The sequence below is a fragment of the Mesorhizobium sp. M0011 genome, assembly GCF_040324155.1.
Taxonomy (GTDB): domain Bacteria; phylum Pseudomonadota; class Alphaproteobacteria; order Rhizobiales; family Rhizobiaceae; genus Mesorhizobium.
This window is the reverse complement of the sequence record NZ_JAMYVQ010000002.1, coordinates 164,490-182,201: the sequence shown is the minus strand read 5'-3', so window position 1 is coordinate 182,201 and position 17,712 is coordinate 164,490. Positions and strand designations below refer to the sequence as shown.

Annotated in this window: 16 protein-coding genes; 8 read left to right on the top strand and 8 right to left on the bottom strand. The window is 62.1% G+C overall.

Annotation, left to right across the window (positions count from 1 at the left end; all coding sequences use genetic code 11):
• Window positions 1-72 precede the first annotated feature (72 nt).
• From NKK51_RS03240 to NKK51_RS03215, 6 genes are all read right to left on the bottom strand, one after another.
• Window positions 73-1,914 carry an ABC transporter ATP-binding protein gene (locus NKK51_RS03240; RefSeq protein ID WP_352551156.1) on the bottom strand — a complete coding sequence of 614 codons (1,842 nt, stop codon included), beginning with the start codon at window positions 1,912-1,914 and terminating at the stop codon, window positions 73-75.
• An 8-nt stretch (window positions 1,915-1,922) separates the two neighbouring features.
• Window positions 1,923-2,909: a phosphoenolpyruvate carboxykinase (ATP) gene (locus NKK51_RS03235; RefSeq protein WP_352551154.1), complete on the bottom strand. Its 987-nt coding sequence runs from the start codon at window positions 2,907-2,909 to the stop codon at window positions 1,923-1,925.
• Window positions 2,906-4,828, bottom strand: coding sequence for a lasso peptide isopeptide bond-forming cyclase (locus tag NKK51_RS03230; RefSeq protein WP_352551152.1), 1,923 nt, complete (start codon window positions 4,826-4,828; stop codon window positions 2,906-2,908). The genes NKK51_RS03235 and NKK51_RS03230 overlap by 4 nt, the downstream gene beginning before the upstream one ends.
• Complete coding sequence (locus NKK51_RS03225; RefSeq protein WP_352551150.1) at window positions 4,825-5,388, bottom strand: lasso peptide biosynthesis B2 protein; 564 nt, start codon at window positions 5,386-5,388, stop codon at window positions 4,825-4,827. The genes NKK51_RS03230 and NKK51_RS03225 overlap by 4 nt, the downstream gene beginning before the upstream one ends.
• A complete protein-coding gene (locus NKK51_RS03220; protein WP_352551149.1) occupies window positions 5,372-5,686 on the bottom strand; it encodes a PqqD family protein in 315 nt (104 codons plus the stop codon). Before NKK51_RS03220 ends, NKK51_RS03225 begins: the two co-directional genes overlap by 17 nt.
• 137 nt (window positions 5,687-5,823) lie before the next feature.
• On the bottom strand, window positions 5,824-5,976 hold the full coding sequence (locus NKK51_RS03215) for a lasso peptide (protein ID WP_013891488.1): 153 nt from the start codon (window positions 5,974-5,976) through the stop codon (window positions 5,824-5,826).
• Between the two features lie 512 nt (window positions 5,977-6,488).
• Here NKK51_RS03215 and NKK51_RS03210 point away from each other — a divergent pair.
• The 8 genes from NKK51_RS03210 to NKK51_RS03175 all read left to right on the top strand — a co-directional run bounded on the left by NKK51_RS03210 (window position 6,489) and on the right by NKK51_RS03175 (window position 14,972).
• Window positions 6,489-7,619: a nucleotidyltransferase family protein gene (locus tag NKK51_RS03210; RefSeq protein ID WP_352551147.1), complete on the top strand. Its 1,131-nt coding sequence runs from the start codon at window positions 6,489-6,491 to the stop codon at window positions 7,617-7,619.
• 95 nt (window positions 7,620-7,714) lie between these two features.
• Window positions 7,715-8,737: a glycosyltransferase family 2 protein gene (locus NKK51_RS03205; RefSeq protein ID WP_023811589.1), complete on the top strand. Its 1,023-nt coding sequence runs from the start codon at window positions 7,715-7,717 to the stop codon at window positions 8,735-8,737.
• Window positions 8,738-9,019: 282 nt separating this feature from the next.
• A complete protein-coding gene (locus NKK51_RS03200; RefSeq protein ID WP_023811590.1) occupies window positions 9,020-9,415 on the top strand; it encodes a single stranded DNA-binding domain-containing protein in 396 nt (131 codons plus the stop codon).
• A 148-nt stretch (window positions 9,416-9,563) separates the two neighbouring features.
• Entirely contained in the window at window positions 9,564-10,421 is an 858-nt protein-coding gene (gene exoK / locus NKK51_RS03195; protein ID WP_127289886.1) for an endo-1,3-1,4-beta-glycanase ExoK, read from the top strand.
• A 67-nt stretch (window positions 10,422-10,488) separates the two neighbouring features.
• Entirely contained in the window at window positions 10,489-11,820 is a 1,332-nt protein-coding gene (locus NKK51_RS03190; RefSeq protein WP_352551145.1) for a UDP-glucose dehydrogenase family protein, read from the top strand.
• Window positions 11,821-11,912: 92 nt separating this feature from the next.
• Entirely contained in the window at window positions 11,913-13,355 is a 1,443-nt protein-coding gene (locus NKK51_RS03185) for a GMC oxidoreductase (RefSeq protein WP_023811593.1), read from the top strand.
• Between the two features lie 13 nt (window positions 13,356-13,368).
• Complete coding sequence (locus tag NKK51_RS03180; RefSeq protein WP_023811594.1) at window positions 13,369-13,818, top strand: hypothetical protein; 450 nt, start codon at window positions 13,369-13,371, stop codon at window positions 13,816-13,818.
• Between the two features lie 74 nt (window positions 13,819-13,892).
• Window positions 13,893-14,972: a glycosyltransferase gene (locus NKK51_RS03175; RefSeq protein WP_023811595.1), complete on the top strand. Its 1,080-nt coding sequence runs from the start codon at window positions 13,893-13,895 to the stop codon at window positions 14,970-14,972.
• A gap of 142 nt (window positions 14,973-15,114) precedes the next feature.
• On the opposite strand, the gene NKK51_RS03170 is transcribed toward NKK51_RS03175, so the two are convergent.
• Window positions 15,115-16,137, bottom strand: a complete 1,023-nt coding sequence (locus NKK51_RS03170) for a phosphoribosyltransferase family protein (RefSeq protein ID WP_023811596.1) — start codon at window positions 16,135-16,137, stop codon at window positions 15,115-15,117.
• A gap of 52 nt (window positions 16,138-16,189) precedes the next feature.
• A complete protein-coding gene (locus NKK51_RS03165) occupies window positions 16,190-17,686 on the bottom strand; it encodes a lipopolysaccharide biosynthesis protein (RefSeq protein ID WP_352551143.1) in 1,497 nt (498 codons plus the stop codon).
• Window positions 17,687-17,712 lie beyond the last annotated feature (26 nt).

Here is a 17,712-nt window from a genome sequence, read left to right as displayed (position 1 = left end):
GTTTGGAGGCATGCTTCGAAACAAGAGACCAGGCGCCGCGTGAATCCGTTTCGGCGCGTCTTGGTCGCCGGCTCACGCGACATCGGCGGGTTCGCTCTCTGACTGTTCCCCCGACAGCATCCTCGACAACCGGCTGCCGGTTTTTTCCTTCAACCGCCGATATTGGCCGACCTCGACGATACGGCCGTTTTCCATCGCCACCACCCAGTCGGCGAAGGCGATCATCGAAGGCCGGTGCGCGATGGTCAGGATCGTCATCGTGCCGCGCAATCCGTCGATCGACCTGGCGATCAGCGACTGGTTCTGCCAGTCGAGCGCGCTGGTCGCCTCGTCCAGGATGAGCAGCGACGGCTTGCGCAGCAGCGCGCGTGCGAGCGCGATGCGCTGGCGTTCGCCGCCCGAGAGCCGCACGCCGCGATCGCCGACCACCGTCTCGAGCCTGAGGTCGAGCCGTTCGACAAACTCGCCGGCGTGTGCCTGACGCAGCGCGGCCCACAGGTCGCCATCGCTGGCCCGTGGCGCGGCGAGGCGCAGGTTCGCCGCGATCGTGTCGTGCAGGAGGAACACGTCCTGCGGCACATAGGCCACCTGGTCGCGCCAGCGACGGCGATTGCTGGCATCGATCTCGACGCCGTCGACAAGCATCATGCCGGTGGTAGGCTCCAGCAGGCCAAGCAGCATATCGGCGATCGTGCTCTTGCCCGATCCGGACGGGCCGATCAGGGCGGTGACCTTGCCGGCCGGCAGGCCGAAGGTGATGCCGCTCACCACCATCTTGGCGCCAGCATCTCCGTAGGCGAAGGAGACACCGCGAATATTCAATCCCGTATTGAGGGAGAGTGTCCCGGCGTCGGCGAACTCGGTATGGCCTGGTTCGCGTTCGGCGTCGAAACGTGCCTGCAGGCTGCGCATTGCCGTAAAGGCGGGCAGGTTGATCAGCACTTGCTGGGCTTGCGTCTGCATGTCCATGAAGCGCGGCGCGATGCGCATGAAGACCAGGAGCAGGACGACGATCTCGGCCAGCGACAGGTTGAAGCGGACCAAAGCCACATAGATGAACAGGCTCAGGCCCACCACGCTCGCCACCTGGAATACCGCGGTGCCGATGGTGCTGTTGCGCACATAGTCGATGTTGTCGGCTTTCATCCTCTCAAGCGTCGACCGCAGTTGCGCGAAATAGCTGTCCTCGACATTCAGGCTCTTGGCCACCTTGATGCCGCCGAGAAATTCCGAAACCGTCCGGTACTGATCCTGGCGATTGGCAGTCAGCACACGGCCGAAGGCAGTGGCCCGTGCCCGGAAGGGCCGCAGCGCCACGAACATCAGGATGCCGATGACGACGGCAAACAGCGTCATGACCGGTGAGATGAACACGGAAACCAGGAGATAGCCGGCCAGAAGAACGGCGATCTGCACCAGCATCAGCAGTGCGAAAGCCGCGCCCTGGACGCGGTCGATGTCGCCGGTCAGGGCATGATCGAGATCGGAACTGCGCATGCGGGTAAAAACGCCCCAGCGCGCCTTGCCGATGCTTTCGAACAGGTTCATGCGAACGCGGTTGACGAAATCGAACAGCAATTTGGCCATGTAGACCGACTTGAAGCGATTGAACGCCGCCTGCGCTGCAACAAGCCCGACCAGCGCGCAAAGCACGGTCGTCAGCTGCAGCGTGCCGTCAGGCACCAGCCAGCGCACGAAATCATTGTTGGGCAGCCGAACAGCGAAATCCTGGTCGGCGCGTCCGACCAGATGCAGCAGCGGGATGAGCAGCAGGATGGAGATGCCCTCGGTCAGGCTGCCGAGGATGAGGAAGAACAGCGCCGTCCATGTTCGCCGGCCGCCGATCCGGGCAATGGCGGCGCCGAATGCGGCAATTTCTCGAAACAGCGACAGGCGAAGGATTGGCTTCGACATGGTTGCGCTCACGGCCGCCGACTGCCAGCCGACAGATCCTTTTCGATCAGATCCACGGCTTCGCCGATCCTGTCCAGGCCCGTCGGGATTTCCAGCCGGTACACGCCGATATGGTTAGCAATCCATGAACATTGCTGAAGATGCGCCGCCGCGAAGTCGTCGGGCAGCGCCGCACGGCCAAAGCGCGTCACATAGGAGAATTTGATGATGGCCGGCAGGGCGGCAATGGCGGGCAAGGGCGTGATGTCAGCCCTTTCGCCGCGCTCGAGGATATAGATCCTGGTCGCCGGCACCTTGTCGCCCGAAAAGTCACCGTTCAGGCGATGCTGCATTTTGTCGATCGCCGGATGCACTTGCGGCCGCACTTCCGCTCCCCCGAGCGAGATCGCCGCAGCGGCGTCGGCCGCCAGCTTGATCTGCGGAAAGCCCGGAACGGTCATTGGCTCACTCGGATTGGCAAGGTCCAGCGCCACCACGTCATCGGTAAGCAGTCGATGCCCGGCCCGGATCATCGCGCTTGCCGTCGTCGACTTGCCGGCTCCCTTGTCACCCATGAAGATGGCGCTGGTGCCGGCGGCGGCGATGGCACTGGCATGCAGGACAAGCAGGCCGCGCCGGTGCAAGAGCAGCGCCATGACCGGACCGAGCAGCGGAAACGCGAGCAGCGCATCGTCGACGCCGGGCGCCGGTTCGATGTCGATACGGCTGAAATCGGTGATCAGGAACGCGCCCACGGCATGCCAAGCCAGATATTGCCGGTCCGGCTCGAAACGAAAATCGGTCGCTGCTTCGGGCGCCGGCTTTGGCAGGTCGATCGCGCCGACAGCGATCACGAGATCCGCCGCCCCCGGCGGCGCCGGCTGCAGTTCGGGCAACATCACCTCCGACGCGATGATCAGACCATAGGCGCGGTAGAAGCGGCGTTCTCGCATGGCCCGGCCATGTGAAAAGGCATCATCATTGTATAGAGCGAGCTGCTCGTTGCGCGGCATCACGTGGGGCTCCCGCCGTGCTGGAGTTGCCGCAGCCAGAGCGACAGCGAGGCCGAGCGCCAGACATACTGGACATCCAGGGGGGCTGCCTGATCGGGCTGGCGCAGCAGTCGCGCATAGGCAGCACTCACTTGCGGCAGATTGACATAAGGCGCGATGCGGTTCGCATCCGAGACCAGCAGCTGTTCCAGGAGGTCGCGATGGTTGCGCAGCATGCCGTTGACGAGATTGGCGGTGAAGTCGATCTTGTCGCGCCGCCACTGCACCGCCTCCGGCAATACGCCTTGCATGGCGCGACGCAGCACATAGCGACCAAAGCCGTGGCTCAGCTTCTCCTCGCCCGGCAATGCCAGGCAGAACTCGACCAGCGGCTTATCCCAGAATGGGTATCGCGGCTCGACGCCGAAATTGGCGGCGGCCTTGTCGAGAACCTCGAAAGCATGCGGGACATAGCCGTTCGACAGGATCCAGCGATGGCTCAAGGCGTCGCTGGCCTGAACGCCGGGCGGCATATAGCCGGCCCGGTGAAACCGGTCGACAAGCTCGGTGCGCTTGGCAAGGTCCGGATTGATCAGGTCGCGCCAGCTTCGTGCGCGCTGCACGTGCGCGGGCTTGCGGATCCTGTTAAGGGCACGGTTGGCCAGATGCCTCAGCTTGGCGATGCGCCAGGCCGGCCCGTAGAGGGTCAGGAACTGGAGATAAAGGCCAAGCGTGCTGTCGCCATAGGTATTGGAGGCGCTGCGGACCTCGCGCCACAGATCCATCCATCGGCCGCCATTCGCAAGCTCGTGCAGGTGACCATGGCCTTGGGAAACGACCTCGTCGCCGCCATGGCCGTCCAGCAGCACCTTGATGCCCTTGGCGCCGGCAGTCCGGTAGATACCGCGGGTGAGCGTCAGGCCCGGCGCCAGGAACGTTCCTTCCTGTTCTTCCAGCACGCGTTCGAATTCGGCGAATGGGGCATAGTTGCCGACCGGGATCAGCGTCGCGTCGACCTTCTGCTGGTCGAGAACGGCATCGATGAAGGGCCGCTCGTCCATCGGCGAGCCCCTCTCGAAAATCAGCGAGAAGGTCGGCAGCTTCGGCCTGCGCGCAGCGGCATTCTGCAGGCCGGCGACACAGGCGATAGATGAGGAATCGAGGCCGCCGCTCAGCATTGCGCCGACTGCCGAGGTCCCTCGCATGCGGCTGCGCACCGATTGCGAGAACAGATGGGCGAATTCCTCCGATGCATCCGACCGCAAGGGCCGCGCCGACGGCTCGATCTGCCAGTATCGACGCAACATCACCTGTTGCGCGGTAACGGTCAGGCTGTGGCGGGCCGGCAGGCTGAATATATCGCTGTAGGGGGTCGACTGCGGGTCGTCGGGAAGCCCGGCCAGGAAACCGGAGATCTGGCGCTCGCTGACACGCGCGCGGATACCTTCGACGCCCAGGATCGGCCCGATCTCGGACGCAAAGGCAAAACGCCGGTCCGCCGCGTGGTAGTAGAACGGCTTGACGCCAAAATGATCTCGCGCGCAAAACAGCGATTGCCGCTCGTCATCCCAGATGGCGAACGCGAAATCGCCTTGCAGATGCTCCGGACAGGCTTCGCCCCAACGCAGATAGGCCCGCATCAGCACGATCGCGTCGGCCACCGACTGGTTGCGGATACCGAGCCTGGCCAGCAACTCGTCACGGTTGTCCAGCCGGCAATCGGCGGTGATGGCGAGCCGGCCGCCAGCCATCGTCAAAGGGCCTGGACCGACCTCATCCGATGTGTTGAGCCAGGCGTGGCCAAGGGCGATGCTGGTGTCCAGCCACCATGAACCGCCGTCGGGACCGCGATGGCGCATGCGCGCCAGCATTTGCTGAATGTCTGCCGCCGCGACCGCTGGTGCGTGTGCTCCGCGCAGCAGGATTCCGGCGACGCCGCTCATCGGCTGCCGTGGTCGACGAGATGGGCGAAGCCGTCGATCGATCCGCCAAGCACGATATGGTTGTCGCTGACCAGCCAGGCATGTGCTTTCAACTGCTCGCCCGTACCACGTTCGATGCCGATGCGTATCGTCGATTCATTGCCTTGGCGGGCGAGAATATACTGGCCGGAGAGCGCCTGGGTCAGGCACGTAGCGTAAGGGACGGAACGGGCCGCGGCGGCAACACCCCAGGCGACACGCCGCAGTTCGCCCATCGAGGCGCACTGCCGCGCGTCGAGCCGCGTCACCAGGCTGCGTACACGATTGTAGGACAGCAGGGTCAGCCCCAGCCGAACTGTCGCCACCACCAGCAGGCAATGGCCAAGGAAGATCATTTCCGAGCCGCTCAGGGAGAAAATCCTGACCAGCCCGTGCCGGCTTCCGCCGCGCTTCGACTGCTTGAGGCCTGTTTCCCTCGCGGGTTTCTGCCGTAAAGCCGTGGCCCGCGAAACCAGGGTCCGCGAAACTATGGCCTGCGAAACCAGCGCCTTGTGCTGCGTCGGCTTAGACAAGTGCCTCATGATGCCGTCTCGCAAGCCCATTTTCGGCCAGGCCCTTCAGCAATGCGTAGACATCGGCCTGGCAGCGCACCGGGTCGACATTATAGCGCGCAAGCACGGCGCTGCGGATGTCGCCGATCGACCGGGGCTCCTGGATCAAATCCCAGATGAAGGCGCCGACGCCATTCAGGCTGTAGTAGACATTGGATTTGAGATTGAGCAGCGCCAAGCCATCGCCGAACTCGCAAGCCACGGCATCCTTGGTCGCACTCACGCTATCGTGGTCGGCCAGATCATGGTCGGATTGCTTCCAGTTCATCCCCGCACCTCACTGACAAAACGCTTCGACATCTCCGGTTGGCGCAGGAGAAGTCGGGAGGCTGGCCCCCCGACCCCTCTTACGTCTGCTTTTGAATCCAGAGTCCCAAAATGTCACTCTGGAAACGGCTATAAGTCTCAGGAGAACGTCAGGTCGCCGATCGGCGTGTGCGCGGGGAACGATGCGTCGATCGCCGTGTTGCCGCCGCCACCCTGGGTGATGGTCTCAATCGAACCATGAACCGTCAGGCTTGGTGTCTCGTATTCATGCTTTTCAACATTCTGTTCCATTTTACTCTCCGATTTAGGACTGGAAACGGCCTGTCGAGTGCCGTCAGCACTTTTATGCTGCAATGCAATAGCTGCACGGCAGCATTTATGAGTCAAGACTGTTTTACCTTCCGTTAATCAATTACGTTGCTGGCGTCAGGACATGAGCGGCCATGCCTAAAACTTGTCACTTTTTAGCCGATTCCTTGGGCACGATGGCAGCGCCCGCGCTGATTCTTTAAGCATGTGATTTTGCTTGCATAAGTCGTTTGCTTTGTGCCTATTTTTAGGCCTCGCTAATGGAAAGAATTTTCTGTTTGGAAAATTCGGCCGGGGATCGGCAAAAGACCTGACAAGCATATTTCAGCCGCGGTTCTCACTTCTTTCCGACGCGATCTCGATAGGCGCTCGGTTGCAAAAATTCGCACTGCAAAAGGAAAGGCTTTACGGCACCGAGGTTTTTGGTGATGTTTGCTTCGCACATGCAGCATAAGTGTTCGCGCAAACCGCTTTCTTTGGAGATTGTGCGCTAAATGGCCTTGCCTGACGGCTCATACGAACGATTGCGCGCTGCCGGCTGTGCCGACGAGGTGGCCTACGTGCAGGCCTGCCTGCGATTGTATTTTGCCGGGCCGCACGCCGGCGCGGGCGACATTTCGATGCGTGATCTGGACGGTGCCAAAATTGCCGACATCGCCAGGCTGAACAAGGTCGCCACCTTTGTCCTCAAGGCCCTTTCGCGCGCACCCGCGCTTGAGAGGCCGCCTGAGCTTTTCCGATGGCTCGACACCTACCGCAGGAGAACGGTTTCGATGAACGCGTCCTGCATCATGGATTCCATGGCGGTCCATGATGTGCTGCGCGCCAACGAGATCGATTTTGTTTTTCTGAAGGGTCCGTTCCAGCAGCAGCTTCTCTACGACGACCATTTCATGAAGCCGTCCGGCGATGTCGACATTCTGGTTTCGCCGCTCGGATTTGTCAGGGCGCGTGATGCCCTTCGCAAGATCGGTTATGAGGTATCAGGCAAGTCGAACTCCGTCTGGTGGGTCCGCTTCCTCGGCGAACAGCACATGACCCGGGACGACGGGCCGAGGTCGTCCACGGTAGATCTCCACTACCGCCTCCAGCAGCCCGGCTCGCCAAGCCCGCGCGACGCGGACGGGTTCCTGCGGCGCAAACGACAGGTCGAAATCGCCGGCGCGACGGTGCCGTTCACCTCGGTTGCCGATACTTTGCTTTTGTCCTGCATCAGCGTTGCCAAGGCACTTTTCAACCGGGAACCCTGCGCGGGCTACGTCTGTGATATCGGCGCCAGCGCCGGCCGGCTCGACGAGGCGGATCAGCAGCGTTTGCTCGATGCCGCAACCGTGCAAGGTTTGGACGACACGCTGCTGCTTGGCCTGCGCGCCGCCGATGTGCTACTCGGCGGTGCTGGCACGCTGCTGTCGCAGCGCGCGACCAGGATCCTGTCGCGCATCGGCAATGAGGATCTGCTCAGCATGGTCATCGCGCCGTGGCTGCCGTCGCTCCGGTGGCCACAGCGGCGAACGGTGCTGTGGGAACTGTGCGGCCGCGCGCCGGTCCGCTATCTGGCCGAAGCCGGCTGGGCGGCGTCCGCCGATATCAGCCGCCGTATCTTCGAGCGGCCGGGGAGTCGCTGAATGAAGGCAAATCGGGTGCTGATGGCAATTCTGTAGGGCATCGAAGGAGTACGGGGCGAGGGCAAATCGATATTACCTGTACGAGAGGCAAATCCATGTCGATGACGAAATCCGAGGTCTGCGTGATCATCGCGGCAAAAAACGCCGCAGCGACAATCGCCGTCGCCATCGCATCCGCGTTGCGCGAACCGGAAGTGGCGGAGGTCGTCGTTGTCGATGATGCCTCCACCGACCACACCGCCGATGTCGCACGATCCGCCGATGATGGCAGCGGGCGGCTCTCCGTGATGCGCCTCGATGTCAATCGCGGCCCCTCCTTTGCCCGCAACGCAGCCATCGCCGGCTCGAAATCGCCGTTCATCAGCATTCTTGATGCCGACGATTTCTTCCTCGAAGGCCGGTTTCGCAACCTGTTTGCCGGCGCCGATTGGGATTTCGCAGCCGACAACATCATGCTGATCAGGGATGATGCGACGGGCGACGCGACGAAAATCGTCGCGCCGCAATTTGCCGCCGATCCGGAATTCCTCGATTTCGAGCGCTTCGTCGAAGGCAACATCTCCAGGCGCCGCGTGCAGAGGGGCGAACTGGGCTTTTTGAAGCCGGTGATCAGCCGTGCCTTCCTCGACCGCCACGGGTTGAGCTACGACGAGAGCCTGCGGCTGGGCGAGGACTATGAACTCTACGCCCGCGCGGTCGCATGCGGGGCACGGTTCAAGGTCATTCGCTCCTGCGGCTACGGCGCCGTCGTCCGCGCCGATTCTCTGAGCGGCCGCCACAAGACCCAGGACCTGAAGCGTTTGGCCGATGCGGATCTGGCGCTGCTGGCGATAGACAGTCTGCCAGAAGGCTCGAAGGCGGTGCTAAGGCGGCATGAACGGCACGTGCGCGACAAATATCGGCTGCGCAATTTCCTTGACGTCAAGGCTGAGCGGGGGCTGGCATCGGCTGCGGCTTACGCTTTCGCCAGCCTGTCCAACCTCGTCCCCATCGTCCAGGGCGTGGCTTCCGACAAGCTCGAGGCGCTGTTTCGTCGCGTCGGCCTTATGTCCAGCCAAAAACATGTCCCGCCGCGGCGTTTTCTGATGGCCGGAACCAGCATGGGCAAGGAACGCTGAGAGCGGACCCCGGTGCTTGCAATTTGTCCTCGCGGCACGTCATCACGGAAACCATTTCGGCCGGATTTAAGAGTTTACGAATTGGGTGGTTGCCTCGCGGCTCCGACGATGGCAGTCTATGTTGCGGTGCAGCATAGTGGACAACCAGCCGAACTGGCCCCCGATCGGATTGGTCTGATGTCTCTCCGGAGCAGGACAACGCAACACGAGTTTTTGAGCCCCGGCTGCGGGGATCGGCCAGAAGCCCGGCCCACAAGCCGGCGATGACAGGAACCTGAGTCCATGGCCTCGATATTCGGTTTCAGATCAAGGGATCCGGCCCGCGACCGGCAGGCCGATGTTTCACGTCTTGATCGTCTGGCAAAGCTGTTCGAGCAGATTGCGGCCGAGATCGAGGCCGAGAGAACCGGGCTTGAGAATCGCTACCGGACAACGTCGACCAACGCCGCCTTCCTGGTCGAAGCCATGGAAAACGGCTCAGCTTCCGACAAGCGGTCTTCGGAAGTCAGCGCACTGACACAGTCGATCCTGAATTGCGAACGCCGCATCGCGGCGCTGTCGCGCCAGGACGGCATGATGAAAGAGCTCCGTCATTCGCTGGATATGGTCTTCGACGAGAATGCCGATTCGGCCACCTCGGCGGAATTCGCCTGGCCGGCAGGCGCAGGCAGAGGTTGAACGTGAAGGCTCGGAACTGTTGCAACAGATTTGATGCAGGGCGGGAAGCAATCGAGAGGGTCACAAGGGAGGTCAAGGTTGGCCCGTTCAGGAGCGGTTCGAACGTCGACTTTGGGTTGGGGACACACAGCGCAAAGGTGAGTTTGGTATGAATTCGAATCCGAAACCTACGACAGCAATTGACGCACCGTCTCTCTCATATCGGGCCGGGCAAGCCGCCCGGCGGCGGCTGGGGTCGCTCGGTGCGTTGCTGCTGGCTGCTCTTGGCGCTTTCGTGGCAACCCCTTCCTACGCCCAGGACATTCCGACATCGCCGTCCTTCGTCGATGATTTCAAAAGCTTCGATCGTGCGCGCTGGTATGTTTCCGACGGCTGGAACAACGGCAGCCATCAGAATTGCACCTGGTCGAAAGGCATGGTCGGACTGTCGAATAATGTGCTGTCGCTCGGCTTCGAAAAGCAGACGTTGAAGGATCGCGACTACGTCTGCGGCGAGATCCAGACCAAGCAGCGCTTCGGCTACGGCACCTATGAGGCACGGCTGAAGACCGATACCGGCTCCGGCCTCAACGCGGCGTTCTTCACCTATATCGGTCCCAGCGACAAGCAGCCCTGGGACGAGATCGACTTCGAGGTCCTGACCAAGGACACCTCCAAGGTGCAGGTCAATGCCTATATCGCGGGCAAGGGCAAGAACGAGAAGCTCGTCGACGTGCCGGGCGGCACGGAGAACGCCTTCAACGACTACGCCTTCGTCTGGCAGAAGGACAGCTTGCGATGGTACGTCAACGGCCAGCTGGTGAACACGATTACCGACCCGGCGAAGCTGCCCAGCCATGCACAGAAGATATTCTTCAGTTTTTGGGGCAGCGATACGATGAAGGGTTGGATGGGAGCGTTCGCGGATCCGGGCCGCAAGCTTTCCCTGCAGATCGAGCGGGTTGCCTTCACGGCGCTCGGCGAACCCTGTCAATTTCCGGAATCGCTGGCATGCAGTGTAAAGTAGTTGGGAAAGTCGATTTGAACCGGCGGGACCGAAAACGGTCCGCTGCCTTGCATGGGAATGAAACCGAATGAATTTGACGGTGTTTGGAATTGGCTATGTCGGCCTCGTGCAGGCTGCGGTCCTTGCCGAAGTCGGGCACCAGGTCATGTGCGTCGACATCGACGCCGCCAAGGTCGAGCGGCTCAACCAGGGCCTGGTTCCCATTTTCGAACCCGGTTTGGAAAACCTCGTTAAGGAAAACCATGCTGCCGGCCGCATCAAGTTCACCACCGATGCCGCCGCCGCGGTCAGGCATGGCGAGATCCAGATGATCGCGGTCGGCACGCCGCCGGGCGAGGACGGCTCGGCCGACCTCAAATATGTGCTGGCCGTCGCCGAGACCATCGGCCGCGAAATGGACAAACCCAAGATCGTCGTCGGCAAGTCTACGGTGCCGGTCGGCACCTGCGAAAAGGTGAAAGCTAGGATCGCCGACACGTTGAAGAAAAGAGGCCGCGAGGACCTGGCTTTCGATGTCGCTTCGAATCCCGAGTTCCTCAAGGAGGGGTCCGCGGTCGCCGACTGCATGAAGCCGGACCGCATCATCGTCGGCACCGACAGCGAGGACACCGAGGCTGTGATGCGCGAACTCTACGCGCCGTTCAACCGCAACCACGAGAAGATGATCGTGATGGACGTGCGCAGCGCCGAATTCACCAAATATGCCGCCAACTGCATGCTGGCGACCAAGATCAGCTTCATGAACGAGATGGCCAATTTGGCCGAACAGCTCGGCGCCGACATCGAGGAGGTCCGCAAGGGCATCGGCAGCGATCCGCGCATCGGCTACCATTTCATCTATCCGGGCCTCGGTTATGGCGGCTCGTGCTTCCCCAAGGATGTGCGGGCGCTGATCAAGACCGCCGAAGGCGTCAAGTTCGATGCCAAGCTGCTGCGCGCCGTCGAGGAGCGCAACAACGCACAGAAATCGGTTCTCTTCGACAAGGTGGACCGCTATTTCAAGGGCAACCTCAAAGGCAAGACCTTTGCGCTCTGGGGCCTGGCCTTCAAGCCCAACACCGACGACATGCGTGAGGCGCCGGCGCGCGTCCTGATGGAAGCGCTCTGGAAGGCCGGCGCCAATGTGCAGGCCTATGATCCCGAGGCGATGCAGGAATGCCAGTCCATCTACGGGCTGCGCGACGACCTGCTTCTGTGCGGCACCAAGGAGGCGGCGCTGCGCGGCGCCGATGCGCTGCTGATCGCCACAGAATGGAAGAGCTTCCGTGCGCCGTCCTTCGACGCGGTGAAGGATGCGCTGACCACGCCGGTCATTTTCGACGGCCGCAACCTCTATGACCCCAAGGTCATCGCCCGCCACGGCATCGAATATCACTCGATCGGCAGAATGGCGGCATGAGACCAGGTCCTGGCAGACGGATGCAAGACCGGTCCGCACATGGCCTGCGGGCGCTGGGACTGAGCGGGTATTTCTGTGTGGAGTTGTAGCCGATGGTGCTGGACGTAAAGCCGGGGCAAATCACCAAGGACCATTTCGATCTCGTTGCGATCGGCTCCGGCTTCGGTTCGGCCTTCTTCCTGCATGAGTTCGCCAAGCGCCGAAAGGCGCGCATTCTGGTGCTGGAGTGGGGACGCCACAACACCCATGAATGGCAGCTCGAGCAGAACGTCAACACCGACATCGAAGACGAGACGACCTACAAGACCAATTCCAACAAGCCGTGGAACTACACGATCGGACTGGGTGGCGGGACGAACTGCTGGTTCGCGCAGACGCCAAGATTTCATCCCAATGATTTCCGGCTGAAAAGCACCTACGGCATCGGCAATGACTGGCCGATCAGCTATGACGACGTCGAGCCGTTCTATTGCGACGCGGAAGACATCATGTCGATCTCCGGCGATCCCGACATGGCGGCGATGCTGCCCCGCTCGAAGCCGTTTCCGCAACCGCCGCATCGCATGTCGACACCGGACAGGATGATGAAGGCGGCGCAGCCCGGCCAGCACTTCGTCATGCCAACCGCGCGGGCGCGGCTGCCGACATCGCAACGCACCTCGTGCTGTGCCAATCTGCGTTGCTGGCTGTGTCCGGTCGACGCCAAATTCACCGTCAACAACGGCTTGATGCACGTCTTCGAGCATCCCGACGTTTCGGTCTGCCTCGGTGCGGAAGTGCGCCGGCTCGATCACGTCGGCGGCGCTGTCCGTTCGGTCACGTTCAGCCATGACGGCAAGGAATACCAGGTCAGCGGCGATCTCTTCATTCTCGGCGCCAATGCCATCCAGAGCGCGGCGATCATGCTGCGATCCGGCCTGGGCGGCGAATTCGTCGGCAGCGGCCTGCATGAATCCTACGGCTGGAATTTCGAGGTCTATCTAGACGGCGTCGACAATTTCGACGGCAGCACCATCACCACCGGCCTGAATTTCGGCCTCTATGATGGTCCTCACCGATCGGAGCATGCGGCGGCACTGGTCTATTTCGAGAACCGCTGGCAGCACGGACTGCGTGCCGAAAAAGGGCGGCTACGCCAGGCGCTGCCGCTTGTCGTGGTCACCGAGGACTTGCTCGATCCCGAGAACTTCGTCACGCTTGACGAGGATGAGAATGCCTTCGTCAGCTTCAAGGCGCCATCGGACTATGCGGTGAAGGGCATGGCGCGCGCTCTGGAGAAATTGCCTGGCCTTCTGGCGCCGCTGCCGGTCGAAAAGCTCTTCGATCGCGGCATCCGGCCGACCGAATCGCACGTCCAGGGCACGCTGAGGATGGGTACGGGCGCAGCCGATTCGGTCATCGACAGCGGCATGATCCACCACCAGCTCAGAAATCTGGTCGTCGTCGGCACCAGCACCTATCCGAGCTGCTCCTGCGCCAACCCGAGCCTGACCGCGGCAGCGCTGTCCTTGCGGGCGGCGAGCCGGATCGCGTGAAAGGAGGTATCGCATGATCGAGATTTCCCGACGCTCGGCCCTGGCCGTCATGGCTGGCGGAGTGGTTTCGACAGGGGTCGCCTACGCCGCCGTTTCCTCGTTCTCGGACGAGGATCTGGTGCGCGTCACGCTGGAAAAATACCTTGGCAAGTTGAACATCCGCATCGAGCATCTGCAGCAGTTCGTGCTGGCGTTCCGCGACAGGAATCCATGGAACTTTCCGAGCGAAAAACTGAGTGACGCCGTCACCTTGGTGGAGGAGCTCAAACTGGGGGCCGCGCGCCGCTTGCTGCCCCAGCGGAAGCGGGAAGATCTGCTGCATTTCGACCGCTGGGTCGTCGCCGAATTCCATATGCTGACGGACTACGCCTGGCGCAGTTCGCCCAACGACCCGATCCGATTTACCGGCTGGCAATCCTGTACCAATCCCTTCGCCAATCTGGAGCCGCCGAAACTTGCCTGACGTCGAAAAGAGAGGCGGCGGACTTTGCTGTTGTCTCCGAGCAAGGAATACGAGATGCGACAAGGAGCCCGATCATGAAAGTTCTCTTTGCAGGCGGCAACGGCTACCCGCCTGAGTTCAGCGGCGGCGTTCAGTCGAGCACGCATCATCTGGCCGAACAGCTGATCGAGCACGGTCATGAAGCCGCTGTGCTCGCCGCCCTGTTCGGTGATGGTGTCTTCGGCTTCAAGGCGCGCGCCAAGATGAAGCTGTTGCGGCAGCCGGCGGTTGTCGACAGCTATCCCGGCTATCCGGTGGTGCGGGCCTGGTTTCCCTGGGAAGCGGCGGGCTATGCCGTCGACAGGCTGAAACCCGATGTCGCCGTGGTCCAGTGTCACAAATCGGTTCCGATCGGCAAGGCGCTGCAGGCGGAGGGCGTGCCTCTGGTCGTTTATCTCCGCAATGTCGAGTTCCATGAATTGGGCGGCGATCTGCGCGAATTGCATTCAGCGCTTTACATCGCCAATTCGGACTTCACCGCACGTACCTACAGACAGGAGTTCGGCATCGAGGCGGTGGTAATCCCGCCCACCATCAACCCGGCGCACTACTCGACGCCAACGACGGGCCAGTTCGTCACGCTGATCAACCCTTATGAGGAAAAGGGGTTTGAACTCGCGGTGCGGATCGCCGGCGCCTGCCGCGAAATCCCATTCCTGTTCGTCGAAAGCTGGAAGCTCGACGACGATCACCGGGCGCGGATCGAACAGACGATCGCTCCCTTGGGCAATGTCGTCCTGGAGAGCCGCACCAGCGACATGAAGACGGTCTATGGCCGCACGAAGATCCTGCTTGCTCCCAGCAAGTGGGAAGAGGCGTGGGGCCGCGTCGCTTCGGAGGCCCATTGCAGCGGAATCCCGGTTGTCGGCTCGCGGCGCGGCGGTCTGCCCGAGGCTGTCGGCTCCGGTGGCGTGGTGCTGGATTACGATGCTCCGCTGGCCGATTGGGTCGCGGCCGTCAGGCGGCTGTGGAACGACAACCAGGAATATGACCGGCTTTCAAGCCTCGCCCGCAGCTTCGCCGGGCGCCCGGAACTCGATCCCGATCGCCAGTTCATCACCTTCTTCTCGATACTGGACAGGGCGATGCAGCAACGCGCGCGACAGGCGGCCTAGAGGAGTTCGCCGTGTCACGGAAACGGCGAACTCCTCTAACTCTTTGTTTTGATCAATTCCCAAGGGAAAGCGCTATGCGCTTTTCCCGGGAAAACCGTTCACACTTTTCCTGGAATTGCCCTAACGGCGCCGCCTGAGCAGGTCAGGCCGGGCGTTTGACCCGGCTTTTCAGCGTCTCGTAGCCGCGGGCGCCAAGCAGGGCGCGGGCAATGGTCTTGGCAGCGCTCTTGCGGCCCTCTTGCGACTTGATCTGCCGCAGCCTTGCCGGCAGGTTCCTGGCCGCCTGACCAAGTGCCGGCAGCGACAGCGTGTTGGGAAAGCTGACCATATGCGTTTCCACGCACAGCACCGGCTTGCCTGACAGTTCGGTGATCCTCAGCGCCTGTTCGTGCTCGCTCTCGATGAACAGGATGGCATCGGACTTGCGGTAGAAGTCGGCCTTGAAACTGCCATGCGCGCCGAGCCGTTGCCGTTCCGCCTTGCTCGGCAGATCGAGCATGATCAACTGGTCGTATTTGATCTCATGCTTGGCGAGCCATGCCTCGGTGAGCGCGCGGTATTTCTCCAGCCGGCTGGTGACCAGCCAGCCGATCCTGTGGGTCGCGACATGGAGCGGCCGCGCTTCGCTGAGGAATTTCTCATAGGCCGGGCCGTCGTCGTTTTCCGCCTCTGTCGGATCGAGGCACAGCACGCCGTCAATATCGACGCAGCATTGCGCCAGGAATTTATGATGCATGAAGTTCCACTGGAACATGCGCGGATGCGGCACGACTTCGAAGACGAGGTCGGTTTCCTGGTGCTGGGGCTCAAGGCCGAACACGGCGGCAAAGGTGAACTCCGCCTCGATGCCCGAAGCCTGGATGCGGGCGCGTGCGTCGCGCATGGCGTTGCCGCCGGCGACGCTGTCGTCGATCACCAGCACCTTGCGCATCTCGGAAACCTTGCGGTCGAGAGCGGCACGGCGCTTGGTGACGCCAGACGTATAGATCCGACCTGCCAGGAAGCTGTCGAGATCGGTCATCGGGATGTTCGCGGCAAGGCTGACCAGCGTCGCTGCCAAAACGCCGCTTCTCGGCACACCGACCACGAGGTCGATATCGCGCGGCAGCCGGTGCAGGCCCCTGACGATGGCGTCGTTCATATCGGAGATCGATCGGTAGTGCATGGTTCAGACCTGGTCCTGGAGGAGATGTCCGTAGCAGTCGAAGACGCCCAAATTATTGCGCTTCGCGCGCCGCCGCCGCAGGCAGCCTTGCCGGCAGCATCTTGAGGGCCTCGCGCAAGGCTTCGCGGCCGGAGGCGAATGCCAGTGCGATGACGATGGTGATGAGGTAGGAGAGCACGGCGCCGCTGGCCAGGGCGACGACATGCTGCTGGGGCAGCAGGGGCTTGATGAACCAGATCACGGCCAGCGCCAGATGGGCGCCAAGCACGAACGGCGTTGCCGCGCGAAGCACATGGTGCGCCTGCAGCGGCCCGCTCCTGCCGACATAAAGCCACAGGAACGGCGTCCGCAGATATTCGCTGATCGCATAGGCGATCGCCACGCCCAGCGCGCCATAGGGCAGGCCGAGCATGAAAGCCAGCACCGACGTCACGGCCGTTATGATGCCCCAGCGCATGAAATCGCCGGAGCGGCCCTGGCTGACGAAAAGCCACCCGGCCGGATTGTTGAGCGGCTGCAGCAGCCCGGCAAAGCCGAGCGCCAGGAAAATCGAGCCGCTTGCGCGCCATTGCTCGCCGAGCACGAAGGGGATCAGCACATCCGACATCGCGGTGGCGAAGGCGACGCCGGGAAGCGCCACCAGAAGGATCAGCGGCATGACGCGCAGATAGGCGCTGCGGTAGCGATCCGGCTCGTCCTTAAGCCTGGAAAGCGCCGGAACCATCACCTTCGACAGCGGGTTGGTGATCTGGCTCAACGGAAACAGAAGCAGCTTGTAGGCGCGGTCATAGAGGCCGAGTTGCGCCTCGCCCCAATATTTGCCGATCAGCACATTGTCGAGGTTGCGGGCAAAGAAATTGGCGAAGTTGAAGCCGGTGATGCCGGCGCCGAAATTGATCAGCTCGCCGATGCCGGCGACCTTGCGCGGCAGGCCCGGACGCCAGCGCGAGCTCGCCCAATAGCAGAGCGTCGGCAACACGGCACCGGTCAGCGTACCGGCAAACAGGGCCCAATAGGAGCGATCGATAAAGGTCCAGGCGATCGACACCGCAAGCCCGGCAATGGCGCTGGCGACGTCGATGACGGCCAGCCGGCCGAACTGCATGCGGCGTGTCAAGAGCGCCAGATGCTGGGCGCCCAGCCCATAGGCCATGATCTGCAGCCCGAACGCAGCCACCAGGCCCGTCACGCGCGGCTCGCCGTAGAAGGCAGCAACCAGCGGCGCCGCACCCGCAAGCACGCAAGCCAGGATAGCGCTGACGGCGACATTGATCCAGAAGAGGTAGTTCACCTCCTCATGCCGGATGCCTGATTTCTGGATCGTCGCCTGGGTCAGGCCGAAATCCTGGAACAGGGCGATAAAGGCAAGCACCGGCGCGCACATCGCCACGACACCGAAATCCTGTGGCGACAATAACCGCGACAGCACGATGACGGACAGGATCTGTGTCGCGACCCGCACCGATTGCGCCATGGCCGTGACAACCGCGCCGCGCCCAACCGATTTGCGCAAGGAGCCTTCTGGCGGATCGAATGCATTGGCTTCCAAATTCAGGATTCCTGATTTTTTACGTG